This window comes from Aeromicrobium flavum (assembly GCF_007992115.1).
Classification (GTDB): Bacteria; Actinomycetota; Actinomycetes; order Propionibacteriales; family Nocardioidaceae; genus Aeromicrobium; species Aeromicrobium flavum.
In genome coordinates this window covers 578,680-593,887 of the sequence record NZ_BJZQ01000001.1, presented here as the reverse complement: position 1 = coordinate 593,887, position 15,208 = coordinate 578,680, and the positions used below count along the sequence as shown (strand labels likewise).

General features: G+C 64.5%; 18 protein-coding genes. 13 read left to right on the top strand and 5 right to left on the bottom strand.

Going from position 1 to position 15,208, the window contains the following annotated elements; translation table 11 throughout:
* From AFL01nite_RS15560 to arsB, 3 genes are all read right to left on the bottom strand, one after another.
* Positions 1 to 120 (bottom strand): NAD(P)-binding protein (locus AFL01nite_RS15560; RefSeq protein ID WP_146825625.1); only part of this gene is annotated, 120 nt, incomplete at its 3' end.
* Positions 113 to 532 (bottom strand): arsenate reductase ArsC, encoded by a 420-nt coding sequence (locus AFL01nite_RS02950; RefSeq protein ID WP_146825623.1) that lies wholly within the window; start codon positions 530 to 532, stop codon positions 113 to 115. The genes AFL01nite_RS02950 and AFL01nite_RS15560, both read right to left, overlap by 8 nt.
* Positions 525 to 1,631: an ACR3 family arsenite efflux transporter gene (gene arsB / locus AFL01nite_RS02945; RefSeq protein WP_146825621.1), complete on the bottom strand. Its 1,107-nt coding sequence runs from the start codon at positions 1,629 to 1,631 to the stop codon at positions 525 to 527. Before arsB ends, AFL01nite_RS02950 begins: the two co-directional genes overlap by 8 nt.
* A 178-nt stretch (positions 1,632 to 1,809) precedes the next feature.
* Between arsB and AFL01nite_RS02940 the strand changes: the two genes are divergently transcribed.
* The 13 genes from AFL01nite_RS02940 (at position 1,810) to lnt (ending at position 12,397) form a co-directional block, all read left to right on the top strand.
* On the top strand, positions 1,810 to 2,181 hold the full coding sequence (locus AFL01nite_RS02940) for an ArsR/SmtB family transcription factor (protein WP_146825619.1): 372 nt from the start codon (positions 1,810 to 1,812) through the stop codon (positions 2,179 to 2,181).
* A gap of 275 nt (positions 2,182 to 2,456) precedes the next feature.
* A complete protein-coding gene (locus AFL01nite_RS02935) occupies positions 2,457 to 3,086 on the top strand; it encodes an SCO family protein (protein WP_146825617.1) in 630 nt (209 codons plus the stop codon).
* A 9-nt stretch (positions 3,087 to 3,095) separates the two neighbouring features.
* Positions 3,096 to 3,596, top strand: a complete 501-nt coding sequence (locus tag AFL01nite_RS02930) for a copper chaperone PCu(A)C (RefSeq protein WP_146825615.1) — start codon at positions 3,096 to 3,098, stop codon at positions 3,594 to 3,596.
* A 230-nt stretch (positions 3,597 to 3,826) separates the two neighbouring features.
* The gene (locus AFL01nite_RS02925; RefSeq protein WP_186813788.1) at positions 3,827 to 4,894 is read left to right on the top strand and encodes a Dyp-type peroxidase; all 1,068 of its coding nucleotides are present in this window, start codon (positions 3,827 to 3,829) and stop codon (positions 4,892 to 4,894) included.
* A 90-nt stretch (positions 4,895 to 4,984) separates the two neighbouring features.
* Positions 4,985 to 5,350 carry a BlaI/MecI/CopY family transcriptional regulator gene (locus AFL01nite_RS02920; protein ID WP_146825612.1) on the top strand — a complete coding sequence of 122 codons (366 nt, stop codon included), beginning with the start codon at positions 4,985 to 4,987 and terminating at the stop codon, positions 5,348 to 5,350.
* Entirely contained in the window at positions 5,347 to 6,309 is a 963-nt protein-coding gene (locus AFL01nite_RS02915) for a M56 family metallopeptidase (RefSeq protein ID WP_146825610.1), read from the top strand. The genes AFL01nite_RS02920 and AFL01nite_RS02915 overlap by 4 nt, the downstream gene beginning before the upstream one ends.
* Positions 6,310 to 6,626: 317 nt before the next feature.
* The gene (locus AFL01nite_RS02910) at positions 6,627 to 7,253 is read left to right on the top strand and encodes a copper resistance CopC family protein (RefSeq protein WP_146825609.1); all 627 of its coding nucleotides are present in this window, start codon (positions 6,627 to 6,629) and stop codon (positions 7,251 to 7,253) included.
* Between the two features lie 118 nt (positions 7,254 to 7,371).
* The gene (locus tag AFL01nite_RS02905) at positions 7,372 to 8,025 is read left to right on the top strand and encodes a DsbA family protein (RefSeq protein ID WP_222593363.1); all 654 of its coding nucleotides are present in this window, start codon (positions 7,372 to 7,374) and stop codon (positions 8,023 to 8,025) included.
* Positions 8,026 to 8,027: 2 nt separating this feature from the next.
* Positions 8,028 to 8,639: a vitamin K epoxide reductase family protein gene (locus AFL01nite_RS02900; RefSeq protein WP_146825605.1), complete on the top strand. Its 612-nt coding sequence runs from the start codon at positions 8,028 to 8,030 to the stop codon at positions 8,637 to 8,639.
* Positions 8,640 to 8,646: 7 nt separating this feature from the next.
* A complete protein-coding gene (locus tag AFL01nite_RS02895; RefSeq protein WP_146825603.1) occupies positions 8,647 to 9,423 on the top strand; it encodes a cytochrome c biogenesis CcdA family protein in 777 nt (258 codons plus the stop codon).
* 14 nt (positions 9,424 to 9,437) lie between these two features.
* Complete coding sequence (locus AFL01nite_RS02890; RefSeq protein WP_146825601.1) at positions 9,438 to 10,058, top strand: TlpA family protein disulfide reductase; 621 nt, start codon at positions 9,438 to 9,440, stop codon at positions 10,056 to 10,058.
* Positions 10,033 to 10,872, top strand: coding sequence for a DUF3152 domain-containing protein (locus tag AFL01nite_RS15775; protein ID WP_146825600.1), 840 nt, complete (start codon positions 10,033 to 10,035; stop codon positions 10,870 to 10,872). The genes AFL01nite_RS02890 and AFL01nite_RS15775 overlap by 26 nt, the downstream gene beginning before the upstream one ends.
* 10 nt (positions 10,873 to 10,882) lie before the next feature.
* On the top strand, positions 10,883 to 12,397 hold the full coding sequence (gene lnt, locus AFL01nite_RS02880; protein WP_186813787.1) for an apolipoprotein N-acyltransferase: 1,515 nt from the start codon (positions 10,883 to 10,885) through the stop codon (positions 12,395 to 12,397).
* Between the two features lie 39 nt (positions 12,398 to 12,436).
* Here the strand turns inward: lnt and ccsA are convergent, their stop codons facing one another.
* Positions 12,437 to 13,357, bottom strand: coding sequence for a cytochrome c biogenesis protein CcsA (gene ccsA / locus AFL01nite_RS02875; protein ID WP_146825596.1), 921 nt, complete (start codon positions 13,355 to 13,357; stop codon positions 12,437 to 12,439).
* Positions 13,354 to 14,811: a cytochrome c biogenesis protein ResB gene (resB, locus tag AFL01nite_RS02870; protein ID WP_146825594.1), complete on the bottom strand. Its 1,458-nt coding sequence runs from the start codon at positions 14,809 to 14,811 to the stop codon at positions 13,354 to 13,356. Before resB ends, ccsA begins: the two co-directional genes overlap by 4 nt.
* Positions 14,812 to 15,208: the final 397 nt, after the last annotated feature.

Below are 15,208 nucleotides of genomic sequence, written 5' to 3'. Positions count from 1 at the left end.
ACCGGCGGTGACGGAGCCCTCGAACACGAGCGGCTTGAGGTTGGCACGCGCGGCGTAGATGGCAGCGGTGTACCCCGAGGGGCCGGAGCCGATGATGATGAGACTGCGGACGTCAGACACGGTTCGACTCCTCGGGCGCGAGGGAGGCGATGAGCTCCTCGATGCGGCCGCGGATCTCGTCACGGATCGGGCGCACCGCGTCGATGCCCTGACCGGCCGGATCCTCCAGGACCCAGTCCTCGTAGCGCTTGCCCGGGAAGTACGGGCACTCGTCGCCGCAGCCCATCGTGATGACGACGTCGGAGGCCTTCACGGCGTCCTCGGTGAGCTTTTTGGGCTGCTCGCCGGCGATGTCGATGCCGACTTCGCGCATCGCCTCGACGGCGACCGGGTTGATCTGGTCTCCGGGCATAGAGCCCGCGGAGCGGACGTCAATGCGATCGCCGGCCAGCGCGGTCAGGAAGCCGGCGGCCATCTGCGAGCGGCCGGCGTTGTGGACGCAGACGAACAGGACGGAGGGACGATCAGACATGCGGTGCTCCTTGGTCGGAGGTGGTGGAGGGAGTGAAGAACTTGCGGGCCCACAGGGCGACATAGACGAGCCCGACGAGAACGGGGACCTCGATCAGCGGCCCGACCACGCCGGCGAGCGCCTGGCCGGAGGTGACGCCGAACGTGCCGATCGCGACCGCGATGGCGAGCTCGAAGTTGTTGCCGGAGGCGGTGAACGCCAACGTGGCCGTCTTGGCGTAGCCGAGGTCGAGCACCTTGCCGAGCACCATCCCCAGACCGAACGTGATCGTGAAGTAGACCAGCAGCGGAAGCGAGATGCGCACGACGTCGAACGGCTGGCTCGTGATCGCGTCGCCCTGCAGGGCGAACAGGACCACGATGGTGAAGAGCAGTCCGTAGAGCGCCCAGGGACCGAGGCGTGGCAGGAACGTGTCCTCGTACCACTCGCGCCCCTTGGCCTTCTCCCCGATCGTTCGGGTCAAGAACCCGGCAACCAGTGGGATGCCGAGGAACACCAGCACACTCACCGTGATGGACCAGAACGAGAACTCCGCCGACGTTGTCTCCAGCCCGAGCCAGCTCGGCAGCGTCTGCAGGTAGAACCAGCCGAGCGCTCCGAAGGCGAACACCTGGAAGACGGAGTTGACGGCGACGAGCACCGCTGCGGCCTCGCGATCTCCGCACGCCAGGTCGTTCCAGATCAGCACCATCGCGATGCAGCGCGCGAGGCCGACGATGATCAGCCCGGTGCGGAACTCCGGCAGGTCCGGCAGCATCAGCCAGGCGAGCGCGAACATCAACGCCGGCCCCAGGATCCAGTTCATGAACAACGAAGCACCGAGCAGCTTGTGGTCGCCCGTGACGCGCTGCGTCTCGTCGTAGCGGACCTTCGCCAACACCGGGTACATCATCACGAGCAGGCCGATCGCGATCGGCAACGACACCGAGCCGATCTTCACCGCGTCCAGCGCCTCGTCCAGTCCATCGACCGTGCGACCGAGAATCAGACCCAGCGCCATCGCCAGGATGATCCACACCGGCAGGAAGCGGTCCAGCCTCGACAGGTGGGCGACGACTTCGGTTTCGGACCTACTGTCTGCGGCGGGTGCGGACGTCACGTGCGGCTCCTCGAGGACCTCGGTCCTGCATCGACGGTTGTCTATCTAGTGCGAGCGTACCCCGCCTTTCCGGTCGACCTTGCCATGCCGAGTGAACGCCCCGTGAACTGTTCGGACCCGCTGGAGACCTCCGCGACCTTTGCCGTTCCGCCTTGCCGAATGGGGACATACTGGGTCCATGGTCACCCCCGCCGGACAGGATGCCAGCTGCTGCATCCCTCTGACCGCCGCTCCGATCACGCCGGACGACGCGACCGAGCTGTCACGCAAGTTCAAGGCTCTCGCCGACCCCACGCGCGTGCGGCTGCTCTCACTCGTGGCGGCGCACGAGGGCGGCGAGGCGTGCGTCTGCGACATCACCGAGCCCGTGGGGCTGAGCCAGCCGACGGTGTCCCACCACCTCAAGATCCTCGTCGAGACCGGCCTGCTCGCGCGTGAACAGCGTGGCACGTGGGCGTTCTACTCCGTCGTCCCCGGGGCGCTGGGCCACCTGTCCGACGTGCTGCGAGACCCGACCGCGCGAGAGACCCAAGGCCTCGTCAAGGGCTGAGCGCCAGGGTGGATCGGGACAGTTCGCAGGGACCGACAGCGGACGTCCGAGGCTCCTCGTTCCCTCGCGACGCAGAGACAGCCTCACCAACGCGATGGCACATCGGCCTCCTGAATTCATGGGAGTGTGAAACGCGGACGGGCGGCCTGAAGCACCCAGTACTATCCACCGTAGTATTTCACCACGTACCCGTTCATGACCCGCCGGCCGCCCGCCGGTGACTGACGCGTCCAAGAGACTGGAAGAAGTGCCAAACCGTGAAGTGGAGACCTGCAATGCGTTGGCTGCCCGGCGTTGTCCTAGTCGTCGCGGGGATGGTGAGCCTGGCGGCTTGCGCGCCCGACGAGGTGCCGTCGCAGAGCTCATCGGGCTATGGAGAGGAGTCCGGCTACGGCGAGATATCCGGCGATCCGCTGGGTCCGTCGACGCAAGTACTGCAGGACACGACCGGAAAGCCCTGGTCCTTCACCGACGTGGAGGAAGGTCGCATCCGGTTGGTGTACTTCGGTTACACCAGTTGTCCCGACGTCTGCCCATTGACGATGGCAGACCTTGCTGTCGCCTTGGAGCGACTCGACGCTGACGTCCGCGCGAGGATCGACGTTGCTCTCGTCAGCACCGACCCCCGTCGTGACACTCCTGAGCAACTCGACACGTGGCTCGGTGCAATCGAACCCGATTTCACGGGAGTGCGTGGTCCCATCAAGAGTGTGATCGACGCGGCATTGTCCTACGGCATCAACGTCGAGGCACCCACCGTGACCGACGACTCCTACGAGGTGACCCACGGTGCCCAGTTGATCGTGCTCAAACCCGGCGGAGGGATGGTCGGCTACTTCCGCGAGACAGTCGGCGTAGATACCTACGTCGAGGAACTGCCCGGGCTCCTCGAGCGGCATGGTTGAGGTGGGACGGTGCTGAAATCCAGCTCGACCGCAGCACTCCGTGCGGCTCTCGTTCTTTTCTGTCTCGTTGCCCTCGTTGGTTGCGGCGGGACCGCCGCTCCGCAACCGCATGATGGCGACGATCTGAGCATCACGTCCGCATGGGCAGCCGCCATCGACCTTTCGACAGCGGTCGACCCCGAGGCGGCGATGAGCGTCGCCTATGCCGACATCAAGAACAGCAGCGACGAGGATGACGCATTAATTCGTGTCTCAAGTGACGCTGTTCGCGCGATCGAAATTCACGAGACGGTCACTTCAGGGAACTCCGGCTCGATGGTGGAAGTCGAACGAGTCGACCTCCCTGCCGGGTCCAGTGTGAGTTTGAAGCCGGGCGGACTTCACCTGATGCTCATCGGCCCTCGAGACGACCTGGTGGCGGGCACGTCGATCGATGTCCGGTTCGTGTTCGAGAGCGGCTCCGAGATGGACATGCGGGTTCCTGTGATTGATCGGGCCGACCGGCCGTGAATGTGGAGAATCCCGGCGCTGCCCACGACAAGTACGAGCCCTCGGCCGGACGGAGGATCTCCCGTAGGTCGCTGGTCGGTCTTGTCGGAGCGGCTGGGGTGGGTGGGGTGGCCGGTTTGGTCGGCGGACGCAGCATCAGTCCCGCCTCTGGTGCAACGTCGGAGGCCCTGGCTGCGCGCCTTGCCCGTTCGGAGTCAGTCGCGTCAACGCGCTCTGCCCTGCCAGCGGGAGTGGCTGCCCCGATTCCCGCATGTGGTCACATCCTGTCGATCGACCTTTCCGACGATCCCGGCCAGACACCGTCCGACCTGGCAGTGGCTGCGCGAGAGCTGCTGATCGAATGGAGCAGACTCGCCCAGCAGTTGGCACCTGGCGCCGCGCCGAGCACGACCGCCGCGGCAGGTGCGGACCTGCGGGCCGCCAGCCTGGAGTTCACGATCGGCATCGGGTCCAGCCTTCTACAGCGCTGCGGACTGGGCGCGCGAATTCCCAAGCCCCTCGTACCACTTCCCGCGTTCGACGTCGATCGACTCGCTCCGGACCAGTGCGACGGGGACTTCTTGATTCAGTTGGGCGCCGAGGACCCGATGCGGCTCGCTGGAGCGGTGCAGGCTGTGCTGTCGACGCTCAAGAATCGCGCGCAGGTGCGTTGGTCTGTTCGAGGATTCAGCCAGAGCGCGGCATCGGCATCAGACGTTCGTCAAACGCCCCGCAACATCATGGGTCAGCGCGACGGAACGAACAATCCGGAACGTGGTTCATCGCTCTGGGAAACCGTGGTCACAGCCCGCGAAGGTGTCGGACCCGCGAGATGGATGGACGGCGGCAGCTATGCCGTGGTTCGACAGATCCACATCGACCTGGACGGCTGGTTTGCGCTCTCCATGCCGGAGCGCGACACGGCGATGGGGCGAAGCACCGTCACGGGTGCTGCGTTGGGTCATTCGCGCGAGCACGATCCGGTGGAACTCGCCCGCCGCGACGCCGCCGGCGAGTTGCTCATCGATCCGCGCGCTCACATCAGACTCAGTAGCGCCCAGAACGTCGCCGGCCAGCGAATCTATCGACGCTCATGGAATTTCGATCATGGGCCCCAGGCCGAAGGTCGTCGAGCTGGCATGCTTTTCGTGGCTTGGCAGGCCGACCCTCGCCGTGGCTTCATCCCCATCCAACAAGCGCTCGATGACGGCGGCGACCTGTTGAGCGCACATGCGAAGCATGTCGGTAGCGCGGTCTACGCGGTACCACCACTTCGGTCCGGTGATCCCTACGTGGGGCATGAGCTCTTCGGTACCTGACGCGCGCCAGTGGTGCTTGACTCTGCGCGAGGCACCCGTACGCCGGGAGGTACGATCGTTCTTAGTACAAATGAAGGAAGGCGGTCTGGCATGGGCCCACTGGAGACAGCAGTCATGCAGCGCCTCTGGGACAAGAACGCGCCACAGACAGTGCGCGACGTCCAGGAGGACATCGCGACCGAGCGAGAGATCGCCTACACCACCGTGATGACTGTCATGGACAACCTTCACAAGAAGGGCCTCCTCACCAGGTCACGCCACGGGCGCGCATACATCTACAGCCCGAAGGAGAGCCACGAGGAGTACACCGCATCCCTCCTTGAGGACGTCCTCGCCGAGAGCGGCGACCGGCACGGAGTGTTGATGCGCTTCGTGGATCGGCTCGATGAAGACGTTTTGGAGTCGCTGAGGCAGATCGTGCAAGACCCCCTGCGCGGAGACGACCGGCAGTCATGAACATTGCCCTGGGATTCCTCCTGCTGGCAGGCGCGTTCATGTTGGCAGGCCAGTTCGGCCTCAAGTCGGCTGAGTGGCCACGGCGTGCACCGCGACTCGGAATCGCCCTGTGGCAGGCGTTGTCTGGAGCCACAGTCGTTTCTCTGTTGCTCGCCTGCGTCGCCTTGACACTGCCGGGGATGTCCGTCGTCGAGACCTTGGGTGAGATCATCCGCGTCTGTGTGGTGGAGCTGTCCCACCAGTACTCCTCGGTGGCCGGCGCCGTCGTCAGTTCGGTGGGCATCGTCCTGCTCTCGATCCTCTTCGGGCGAGTGGCTCGGGCACTGTGGTCGCGTCAAAAGGAAGCGCAAAGAGCGCGGACGCGCCATCTGATAGCGCTGGCGAAGGTTGCGAGGCCCACCGGTGACAACGTCTTCCACCTCGATCACGACGCGGCCGCGGTGTACTGTGTCGCAGACCCTCGACGGGGACCCGCGACTGGAGCCGTCGTCGTGACGCGAGGTGCACGCGAGGCTCTGACCCACGAGCAGCTCAGATTGGTGCTCCGCCATGAACGCGCTCACCTTCGGTCACGACATGACCGACTCGTTCTCAGGTCCCGGGCACTGGCGGACGCACTTCCTTGGCTCCCGTTCTTCCGAACGGTTCACGAGCAGATCAGCAACCTGGTCGAAATGCATGCAGACGACGCCGTCGCACCCAAGGATCGACCCACACTGGCAGTGGCTCTCTTTCGATTGGCTGGGGGCGGGATCGCGGGAGCACCGTCCGGAGCGCTGGGCGCCGGCGGTGCCGGAGCCACGATGCGGGCACGCAGGCTGGTGTTGCCGTACGTACCCCTGAAGCGCACCAGCGCCGCGCTGGTCGTCGCTGCGATCGTCGCCGTGGGTGCTGCACCGGCAGCCCTCGCGCTGGTTCCTTCTGATGACACTCTCTTCCACAATTGCTGCGTCCAGTAGTCGTCGGCGACGCCACAACCGTTCGATCGATGTGGCATAGCAAGTCTGGTGGCTTGAGCCCGGGGATTCGAGACATTTCGGCGTCTTCACCACACGCGCACTGACCCGCCGACGGGCCCCGATCGCCATGTACTACCTTGCTTAGTAGATCGTGTTGGTGATGAAACTCAGCTCGACACTGGGAGAAAGCGAATGAACAAGTCTTCCTGCGATTTCGCCCATCAGTGGAGGGCGAAGCAACAAGACCAATCACTCAGCAGCGATCTCTCTAGCGTGGCGGCGCGCCGTGCCCCATCCAGATCCACAGGAGAAGAATCTTGGTCACACGATCGATCACTCGTTCCGCCCTGCTGACGGCGATGGCAACCGCGGCGGTACTGCTCGCACCGGCCCCACCGGCAAGTGCTCACACCGAACTGACATCCACCGATCCCGCACCCGGAGCGTCGCTCGCAGAACCTCCGAACGAGGTCACACTGGCATTCACCGACAAGATGTCGGCGGATTTCAGCTCCCTGAGTCTCACTGTTGGCGACCGCGAAGCGGTGACTCTCACGCCGGACACCGACGGAAACGAGGTGAGCGCTGTGATTCCTGCCGTACTCCCGGGCACTTCGGCGTCGCCGGCAGTGGTGACGTGGAAGATCGCCTATCGCGTTGTCTCGGCCGACGGACACCCGGTCGCTGGAGAACTGAGCTTCGAGGCACCGGCACCCTCGCCGACCGAGCCGATGGGCACCGCGCAGCCACAGTCATCCTTGGGACAGCCGACCGACTCCTCGACCGAGCAATCACGGCAGCCAAGCGAGATTAACGACGAGAGCAGCGGCGCCGGCCCAGGCCTCACGCTCGCGCTCGTGGGTATCGGCGCGGTCTCGCTCGGCGTGCTGATGGCCGGCATTCTGCGGCGGCGACGCCCCAAGGACCGTTCTCCGGACGCCTGAATGTCCGGTGTCACGTCGAGTGCGGTTGTTGATCGGCCCACTTCACCACCACCCACCGTCGGCGAGTTGCACACCTTCTACTAACCTAGTTAGTATCTGTCTGATGCGAGGAGTCCCCGTGCGGATCCAATCCAAATTGGCTGTACTGGCCGTCGTGGTGTTCATGGCCGTTCTCGGCGCACTACTTCTGACTGCCGGCCGCGACACACCGAGCCGAACGGCCGATGGCGCGGGCGCCGCGGACCTGACGGTTCGTGAGGACAGCCGCATCCTCGGGAAGAAGGGCAGCAGCGACGTCGTCCTCGCGGAGTTTCTGGACTTCGAGTGCGAAGCCTGCGGCGCGGCCTATCCCGTGGTCGAGGATCTTCGCGAGAAGTATGACGGTCGGGTTACCTTCGTCGCACGCTACTTTCCCTTGCCCGGGCACTTCAACGCCGAGCGCGCGGCGCGAGCCGTGGAATCGGCTGCCCGGCAGGGCAAGCTGGAGCAGATGTACAGACTCATGTACGAGACCCAAACCAGTTGGGGTGAGAAGCAAGAGCCCGCCGACGACACCTTCCGCAAGTTCGCAGTGCAGTTGAAACTCGACATGGACCGGTACGACGTCGACTATGCGTCGCCCGAGGTCGCTGCCCGCGTCCAACGCGACGTGGATGATGGTCTCGCCCTCGGCGTCCAAGGCACACCGACCTTCTTTCTGAACGGTGAACGATTCGAGCCGGCCGCCGTGGAGGATTTCAGCACCGCCATCGACGAAGCCCTCGCTGAATAGCCATGGACAACCGCACTCGACATGACAACGGACGCGTCCTGGCTACGTTCCTACTGGGTGCTGGGATCGCGGGTTGCGTCGCGGCTCTCGCGCTGATCATCGAAAGGCTGGCCCTTCTGACCGACCCGAGCCATACGCCTTCCTGCGACTTCAGTCCACTGGTGAGTTGCGGTTCGGTCATGGAGACCTCGCAGGCCTCTGCTTTCGGTTTTCCCAATCCGCTCATCGGCATCGTGGGATTCACCGTGGTCGCCACGACCGGTGCGGCGCTCCTCGCGGGGGCACGATTCGCCAAGTGGTATTGGGTCTGCCTACAGGGCGGCGTCCTCTTCGGGTTGGCCTTCGTCAGCTGGCTCATCTTCCAGAGCATCTTCAGGATCGGGGCCCTGTGCCCCTATTGCATGGTCGTGTGGGCGGTGATGTTGCCCGTCTTCTGGTTCGTCACCCGACGGAACGCGACGTCAGGTGATTTGGGCCGATGGGTTGCCGAGTCGCCATTCTTCAAAACGCTGTGGAGGTGGGAATCGCTCATCCTGACCATCGCTTACCTGTCGATTGTGGGCTTGATCGCCCACCAGTTCTGGTTCTACTGGTCGACCCTGGTCGGATCGTGAAGACCTGATGGACCTCCAAGAACTGATCCTGTCGGGTTCGCTTCTCCCGGCACTGTTGGTCTCGATCGTCGCCGGGGTCGTCTCCTTCTTCTCCCCCTGCTCACTTCCCCTCGTGCCCGCATACTTGTCCTACGTTGCCGGCGTGGACGGCCAAGAGTCGTCGGTCGTGCGCGAACTGCGAGGCGAGGCCACGACCGGTCGCCGACGGTCCCTTCTGGGGGCCGGGCTCTTCGTCCTGGGGTTCGCGGCGGTCTTCACAAGTTATGGGGCACTGTTCGGAGCGCTTGGGTCGCGTCTCGTCCAATACCAGGACGAGATCATCCGCTACTCGGGGATCCTCACGGTCTTTCTAGGGCTGGTCTTCGCGTTCTCAGGTTCTCGTCTCTTGCTGTTCAATCGTTCGTTCCGCCTCTCGTATCGTCCGAAGGTTGGTTTGGTGGGAGCGCCCCTGCTCGGTGTCGTGTTCGGTGTGGGTTGGACCCCCTGCATCGGACCGGCCCTCGCTGCCGTGTTGGCGCTCTCCACGACCTCGGCCACTGCGGGACGAGGAGCCATGTTGGCGTTCGCCTACAGCCTCGGACTGGGAATTCCGTTCCTACTGGCAGGCCTCTCGGTCACCAAGTGGATGCGCCGCTTCGCCTGGGCACGCCAGCATGCGTCCCTCGTCGCACGCACCGGCGGCGGATTCCTCATCCTGCTTGGCATCCTGCAACTCACGGGCGTTTGGTCCGAGTTGATGGCAGCAACGCAAGGCCTGATGAATTCTTGGCAACCTCCCATCTGAAAGCGAATGTGCACGTGATCAAACTCGTCCGTCCCCGCGTCTCGGGCAAACGACTGTTCGTCGGTCTCGTCGTCGTGTTGATCGGCGTGGGCCTGGCTTTGTTCCTGACGAACCCAACGTCCGAGAAGAGCCAGGCTCGAGGAGATGGAAGCGCGGTGATCGAGGAGTTCGACGGCGACCGCCGCATTCAGACGCGGTCCTTCACAGCGAAGATGCTGAGTGGCGAGACGCTCGACACAACTAGCTTGCGAGGCGCGGTCGTGGTCTACAACGTCTGGGGTTCCTGGTGCGTTCCTTGTGCGGAGGAAGCACCAGATCTGGTCGAGGTGGCGAACCAGTTCGAGTCGGACGTGACGTTCGTCGGCCTCAATATCCGCGACAACGAGGCCGCCGCCAGAGCGTTCGAGCGCGAGTACGAGGTCCCTTACGACAGTGCGGTGGCAGACGACTCTGCCCAAGCGACCCTCTCCTTCAACGGCGCTCTGTCTTCAGCCGCTGTGCCGACGACGCTTGTCGTGGACCGGCAGGGGCGCGTTGCCGCTCGTGTCATCGGAAAGGTGACGGCAGCGACGTTGCGGAGTCTGATCGCGCCGGTATTGGCCGAGTCCGATGACAGTGCGAACTCGACGCGGTAGTCGCCGCGCTCCGCTCCCGCCCGGCACCACCGGACGACGCTGGCGACGGGCCGGCGTATCCCTTGGTGCCTTGGCCCTCGCTGCGTGGGTCGGTGTCGACATGAGCAGTTCGGGAACTGATCCGGACGGCCTCTCACCTGGCCCCTCGGCCGGCGGATCGGGCCGGATCGATCTCACGTTGCCGGCCGACAAATCGACTCCTCCGGCGATACCGCCGACGCGGCGCGGCCCGACTTCGCGCCCGCCGAAGGGTGCGAAAGGTCTTGAGGCTCAACGCGTACGAATTCCGGACGCTGGATCCGGCACGTTCCGGGTGGTGAAAGCCCAGAGCCCCACTCCCCCGGACCCTGGATCCAGCCCACTCACCTACACGGTCGAAGTGGAGCGAGAGCTTCCTCTTCCTCCTCGCGAGACCGCGCTCACCATCGACGACATCCTGGCGGACTCCCGAAGCTGGGGGGCGATCGAGAATCGTCCTCTTCATCGAGTATCCAGAGACGGCGCTGCGCGGATCCTCCTCGCAAGTCCGGCGACGACCGACAAGCTGTGCGCTCCCTTGGAGACGAGAGGAAAGGTCTCTTGCCGCAACGGTGACCTTGTGGTCCTGAACGCTCGACGTTGGGCACATGCCACTGACAGCTACCGCGACGACGTCCTGTCCTACCGGATCTACTTGGTGAACCATGAGGTCGGTCATCTGTTGGGACGCGGCCATGAGGAGTGCCCTGGTCAAGGATTGCCAGCCCCGGTCATGCAGCAACAGACGTACGGACTCGACGGATGCCGCCGGAATGTCTGGCCCAGCGGTGGTTGAACGGTTCGCCATGACTCTGAGGACGCTTCGCGGCCGCGTCGGCGCTTCTCGTCTTGCAGCTCTCGCAGGTGGATTGGTCGCAGCAGCCTCCTTCGAGCCGGTGGGCTTCGGCGTCGCCGCTCCGCTGGCCATGGGGCTGCTGTGGTGGAGCATTCAGCGCGAAACCGCCCGGGGGGCAGCTGCGGTGGGCCTCTGCTTCGGTGTTGCGTTCATGCTCCCGCTGATGTGGTGGCTGGGAGCGTCCATCGGTTTCGCCGCGTGGCTCGCGCTCGGCTGTGCCCAGGCGCTGATGCTTGCCGCGGGTGCCGTGGGGCTCCACTCGGTCCGTGCCATCCCGGGCGCACCGCTCTGGGGAGGCCTCGTCTGGGTCACCGTCGAGACGCTCCGAAGCAACTGGCCACTGGGCGGGATGCCGTGGGGCCGACTGGGCATTACTGCCATTGACACACCATGGGCGCCGCTACTCGCGTACGCAGGGATCTCCGGAACCGGTGTGCTGGTCGCCAGCGTGGGTTTTGCGACGGCGCAGATCGTGTCCCAACGGACTGCGCTCACATGGGGCTCCCTGGTGGTCTTGGCCACCGGAGCATTTCTCGCCATCAGCATCCCCGTCCGACTCCCTGTAGTCGGTTCCGCGGCCGTGGCGGCCGTCCAAGGCGGTGTGCCGGGTGACGGCACCGATCTCGCCGCACACCACCGGGAGGTGACGCGCGACCACACGAAGGCTACGCAGAGTCTCGCGGAGTCGCTGACCATGCAGGCCCGAACGGTCGACTTGGTGGTCTGGCCGGAGAATGCGACGGCAGTGGATCCCTTCGACGACTCCATCGCCCGTGGCGAGATTCAACGTGCTGCACGAGCGGTTGGGGCGCCGCTGCTTGCCGGTGCCATCACCGAGGGACCGAACGAACAGACCGCTTTCAATCGCGGCATCCTTTGGCTTCCTGATGGTTCGGCCTCGGACTTCTACACCAAGTCCCACCCCGTGCCATTCGGTGAGTACATCCCGTGGCGACAGGTCATCGGCGACTGGTTCCCACGATTCGATGAGATACCGCGCGACATGCTGGCTGGTAACGACGAAGGACCGCTGGAGGTCGACGGATTGACGATCGCCGATGCGATTTGCTTCGATGTCGCCTACGACGATGTGCTGCCCTCGCAGGTCCAGGACGGGGCGCGTCTGGTCGTGGTCCAGACGAGCAATGCGACGTTCACTGGAACCTCGCAGCCAGCGCAGCAGTTCCAGATCACTCGTGCGAGAGCAGTCGAACTCGGACGCGCCGTCGTGGTGGCGTCTACCAATGGGATCTCGGGGATCATCGACGCCAACGGCGAGGTCCGAGCCCAGACCACCTCCAACAGTGCAAGCGTGCTCGTCGACGATGTGGACCTGCACGATGCGCTCACACCTGCCGTCCGCTACCGGATGCCCCGGGATCTCGTGATCACTGCGGGAACCCTCTTGGGGCTTGGCTGGGCGTGGGTCATCGCGTCGCACGGACGACGTCCACGTCGGCTCTGATACCTCGGCTTCCACCGCCTCAACTACCCAGGGACCTCCTCACACACCTGCATACGAGTGCAGTCCGCCCACCCACATGTTGACGCCCACGAAGTTGAACAGGAACGCCAGATATCCGAGCACACTGAACCACGCTGCCCGACGCCCTCTCCAGCCAGCGGTCGACTGAGCGTGAAGGTAAGCGGCGTAGAACACCCACGTGATGAAGGCCCACGTCTCCTTCGGGTCCCAACCCCAGTACCGGCCCCAGGCCGCCTCAGCCCACACCGCACCTGCGATGACGGCGAATGTCCAAATCGGGAAGGCGAAGACGATCAGTCCATAGGACACTCTCTCCATCAGTGCGTCGCGCTCACCATTTCGGCCTCGGCCGACCAGTTGCACCACCGACATCACCGCCGCCACCGTGAACGCCCCGCCCGCGATGATCGCGGCACCAACATGGATGGCCAACCAGTAGGACTTGAGAACGGGGATCAATGCGTCCACCGGGGTGTACAGGATGGTGACAGCACAGCCGAGTGCCACCAGCACCACACCCACCACCCAGATGCCCAGTCGTTCGATGGGATATCTGCGCAGTCCCGCGAGATAGGCGCCAGTGATCGCTGCGGCTCCCACGATCGCGAACTCGTACATGTTCCCCCATGGCGCGCGGTCGGCAGCAAGCCCGCGTGCCACCACCGCCATCACGTTCAGCAGAAAGCCCATGACGACCAGCACGGAGGCGATGCGTGTGGTCAACCGATACCCGTGCGAAGGCTCGGCTGGCAGATCGTTCACACCCGTCCCTGATCCACCCGAGGACGGCGAGCCGACTCGGGTGGCGGACGATGTCACCGACTTCCCCCGCTTCCCGGCGCTGTGAAGCGCCAGGCTCACGGCGTAGAGGCAGAAAGCGATGGCGAAAATGATGACTGCGGCGATCACAAGATCGTCGGAGAGACGAGCCCAGGTCATGACATGCTCCGTTCTGGCGATTCATTGAGTCCAAGTAGTTCCCGTTCGAGATGGTCCAGATCGCTCGTCGGGAGTTCTCGTCGAGTGACGGACAAACCCGCAAGTTCGGCCGTGAGTCCGTGATCTGATTTCGTGACGCGGAGCCATAGCCGTCGCCGGCGAATGACCAATGACGCCGTCAAACCGATCAGAAGCGCGATGGCCGCCACCAAGGAGATCTCCTTGCCGGGGTCATACGCGATTTGGAAGTTCGCAAACCGCGAGACGCCATCGAACGTGATGCTGCCGGCGCCTTCGGGAAGAGCCATCGTTTCGCCGACGCGCAAGCTCCCCACCGCGACCTCTTCCAGGCCGCTGCGCTCGAGCTTGTAGACAGACTGCGGAACACCTTCGTTCATGCCCAGGTCGCCGGTGTACGCCGTGAGATCCAAGCGTGGGGCGATCAATCCGGGGAACTGTGATCGGTCTCCATCCCCAGTCGGCGCGGTCGGGAGGAACAGGCCCTCGAACCCCAGCTGCGTGGGTTCGGCATTCGGCACCTTGACGACCCCATCACTCGTGAAGTTGTTCTCAAGCGGCAAGAAGATCACAGGACCTGAGAAGACGGTCTCCCCCGTGCCGTCGCGAACCGTGACCGCCGGGGCGTACCCGTGCCCGGTGAGGAAGAGCTTGGTGCCATCAACGTCCATCGGGTGGTTCGGCTTGATGCTGGTCGACCCCGTGGTTCCGTCGCCCAGCGTGTAGGTCACCTCCGCGTCGAACTCGCGTGGTTCGCCCGCGCGGGGACCGGCCAACTCGAACTCTGCCTCCAGTTTGTCCAACGTGACGGAGAACGGCGTGAACGCGTCCGCTCGCGTGAGTGCGGCTGGAGAGTACTCGTCGTACGACGACCGAAGATTGGTAAAGGTCGCACCGTCGACCAAAGCTGCACGACCTTCGAAGCCGAACAGTTTGCCGCCGGCCACGCCTACGAGGAGCACGAGAAGCGAGAGATGGAACATGAGGTTTCCCGCCTCCCGCAGATAACCCTTCTCCGCCCGAACCTCCGAGCCTTCGCGTACTACGCGATAGCCACGTCGCCGGAGGACAGTCGCCGTGCGGGTGAGCACTTCCTCAGCATCGGACTCCAGCCGCAGTTCGCGGTGATGCTCCATCCTCGACAGCCGAGTGGGGGTCCGCGCTGGCTCGGCTCGGCACTCGCCCCACAGGCGTACGCATCGAGGCAGCACACAGCCGATCATGGACACCAGCAGGAGAATGTAGATCGCCGCGAACCACGGCGATGCGTACACGTCGAACAGAGAGAGACGGTCGAGCCACGGCGAAATTCCCGGATGATCGGCATAGAAGCTCGGCACCGCACCGGGGTTCGTCGCCACGTTCCGCTGAGGCAGGAGTGAGCCAGGGACCGCTGCGCCCGCGAGCAGCGTGAGCAGAATGACCGCGGTCCGCATCGACGTCAGCGTGCGCCAGGCCCACCGAGCCCACCCCGCGCCGTACGTTGTCCGGGACGGCTCCAGTGCCTCGTCCGTCACGTGCCCAGCCTCCGAGTGACCATGGCATCCATACTACTACGTCGCTTAGTAGATGTTTCATCCCTCTCAGCGGCGCCAGCCCCGGTGCACGTCTGGTCACCCGACGCTGCGTAGTGCGGCGAGCGCTGACTATGACTTCGCGTCTCGGCGTCATGAACCGGCCCCCGGTCGCGCGAAGGACGACCCCACGCGCTCCCGGGTCCGAGGTCCATTGACCCACGCCAGACGCGACGGAGTGGGCGCCCACGACGGGGGGGGGGAAGTTGAACGCCCACTCCTGAGAACGAGACTACTATGAACAGTAGTAGTTGACGTG

What these genes read in the sequence shown, in the direction of transcription:
- AFL01nite_RS02950 (WP_146825623.1), bottom strand. Translation starts at nt 532, where the DNA reads ATGTCTGATCGTCCCTCCGTCCTGTTCGTCTGCGTCCACAACGCCGGC.
- AFL01nite_RS02940 (WP_146825619.1), top strand. Translation starts at nt 1,810, where the DNA reads ATGGTCACCCCCGCCGGACAGGATGCCAGCTGCTGCATCCCTCTGACC.
- AFL01nite_RS02935 (WP_146825617.1), top strand. Translation starts at nt 2,457, where the DNA reads ATGCGTTGGCTGCCCGGCGTTGTCCTAGTCGTCGCGGGGATGGTGAGC.
- AFL01nite_RS02920 (WP_146825612.1), top strand. Translation starts at nt 4,985, where the DNA reads ATGGGCCCACTGGAGACAGCAGTCATGCAGCGCCTCTGGGACAAGAAC.
- AFL01nite_RS02915 (WP_146825610.1), top strand. Translation starts at nt 5,347, where the DNA reads ATGAACATTGCCCTGGGATTCCTCCTGCTGGCAGGCGCGTTCATGTTG.
- AFL01nite_RS02900 (WP_146825605.1), top strand. Translation starts at nt 8,028, where the DNA reads ATGGACAACCGCACTCGACATGACAACGGACGCGTCCTGGCTACGTTC.
- AFL01nite_RS02895 (WP_146825603.1), top strand. Translation starts at nt 8,647, where the DNA reads ATGGACCTCCAAGAACTGATCCTGTCGGGTTCGCTTCTCCCGGCACTG.
- AFL01nite_RS15775 (WP_146825600.1), top strand. Translation starts at nt 10,033, where the DNA reads ATGACAGTGCGAACTCGACGCGGTAGTCGCCGCGCTCCGCTCCCGCCC.
- lnt (WP_186813787.1), top strand. Translation starts at nt 10,883, where the DNA reads ATGACTCTGAGGACGCTTCGCGGCCGCGTCGGCGCTTCTCGTCTTGCA.
- ccsA (WP_146825596.1), bottom strand. Translation starts at nt 13,357, where the DNA reads ATGACCTGGGCTCGTCTCTCCGACGATCTTGTGATCGCCGCAGTCATC.
- resB (WP_146825594.1), bottom strand. Translation starts at nt 14,811, where the DNA reads ATGCGGACCGCGGTCATTCTGCTCACGCTGCTCGCGGGCGCAGCGGTC.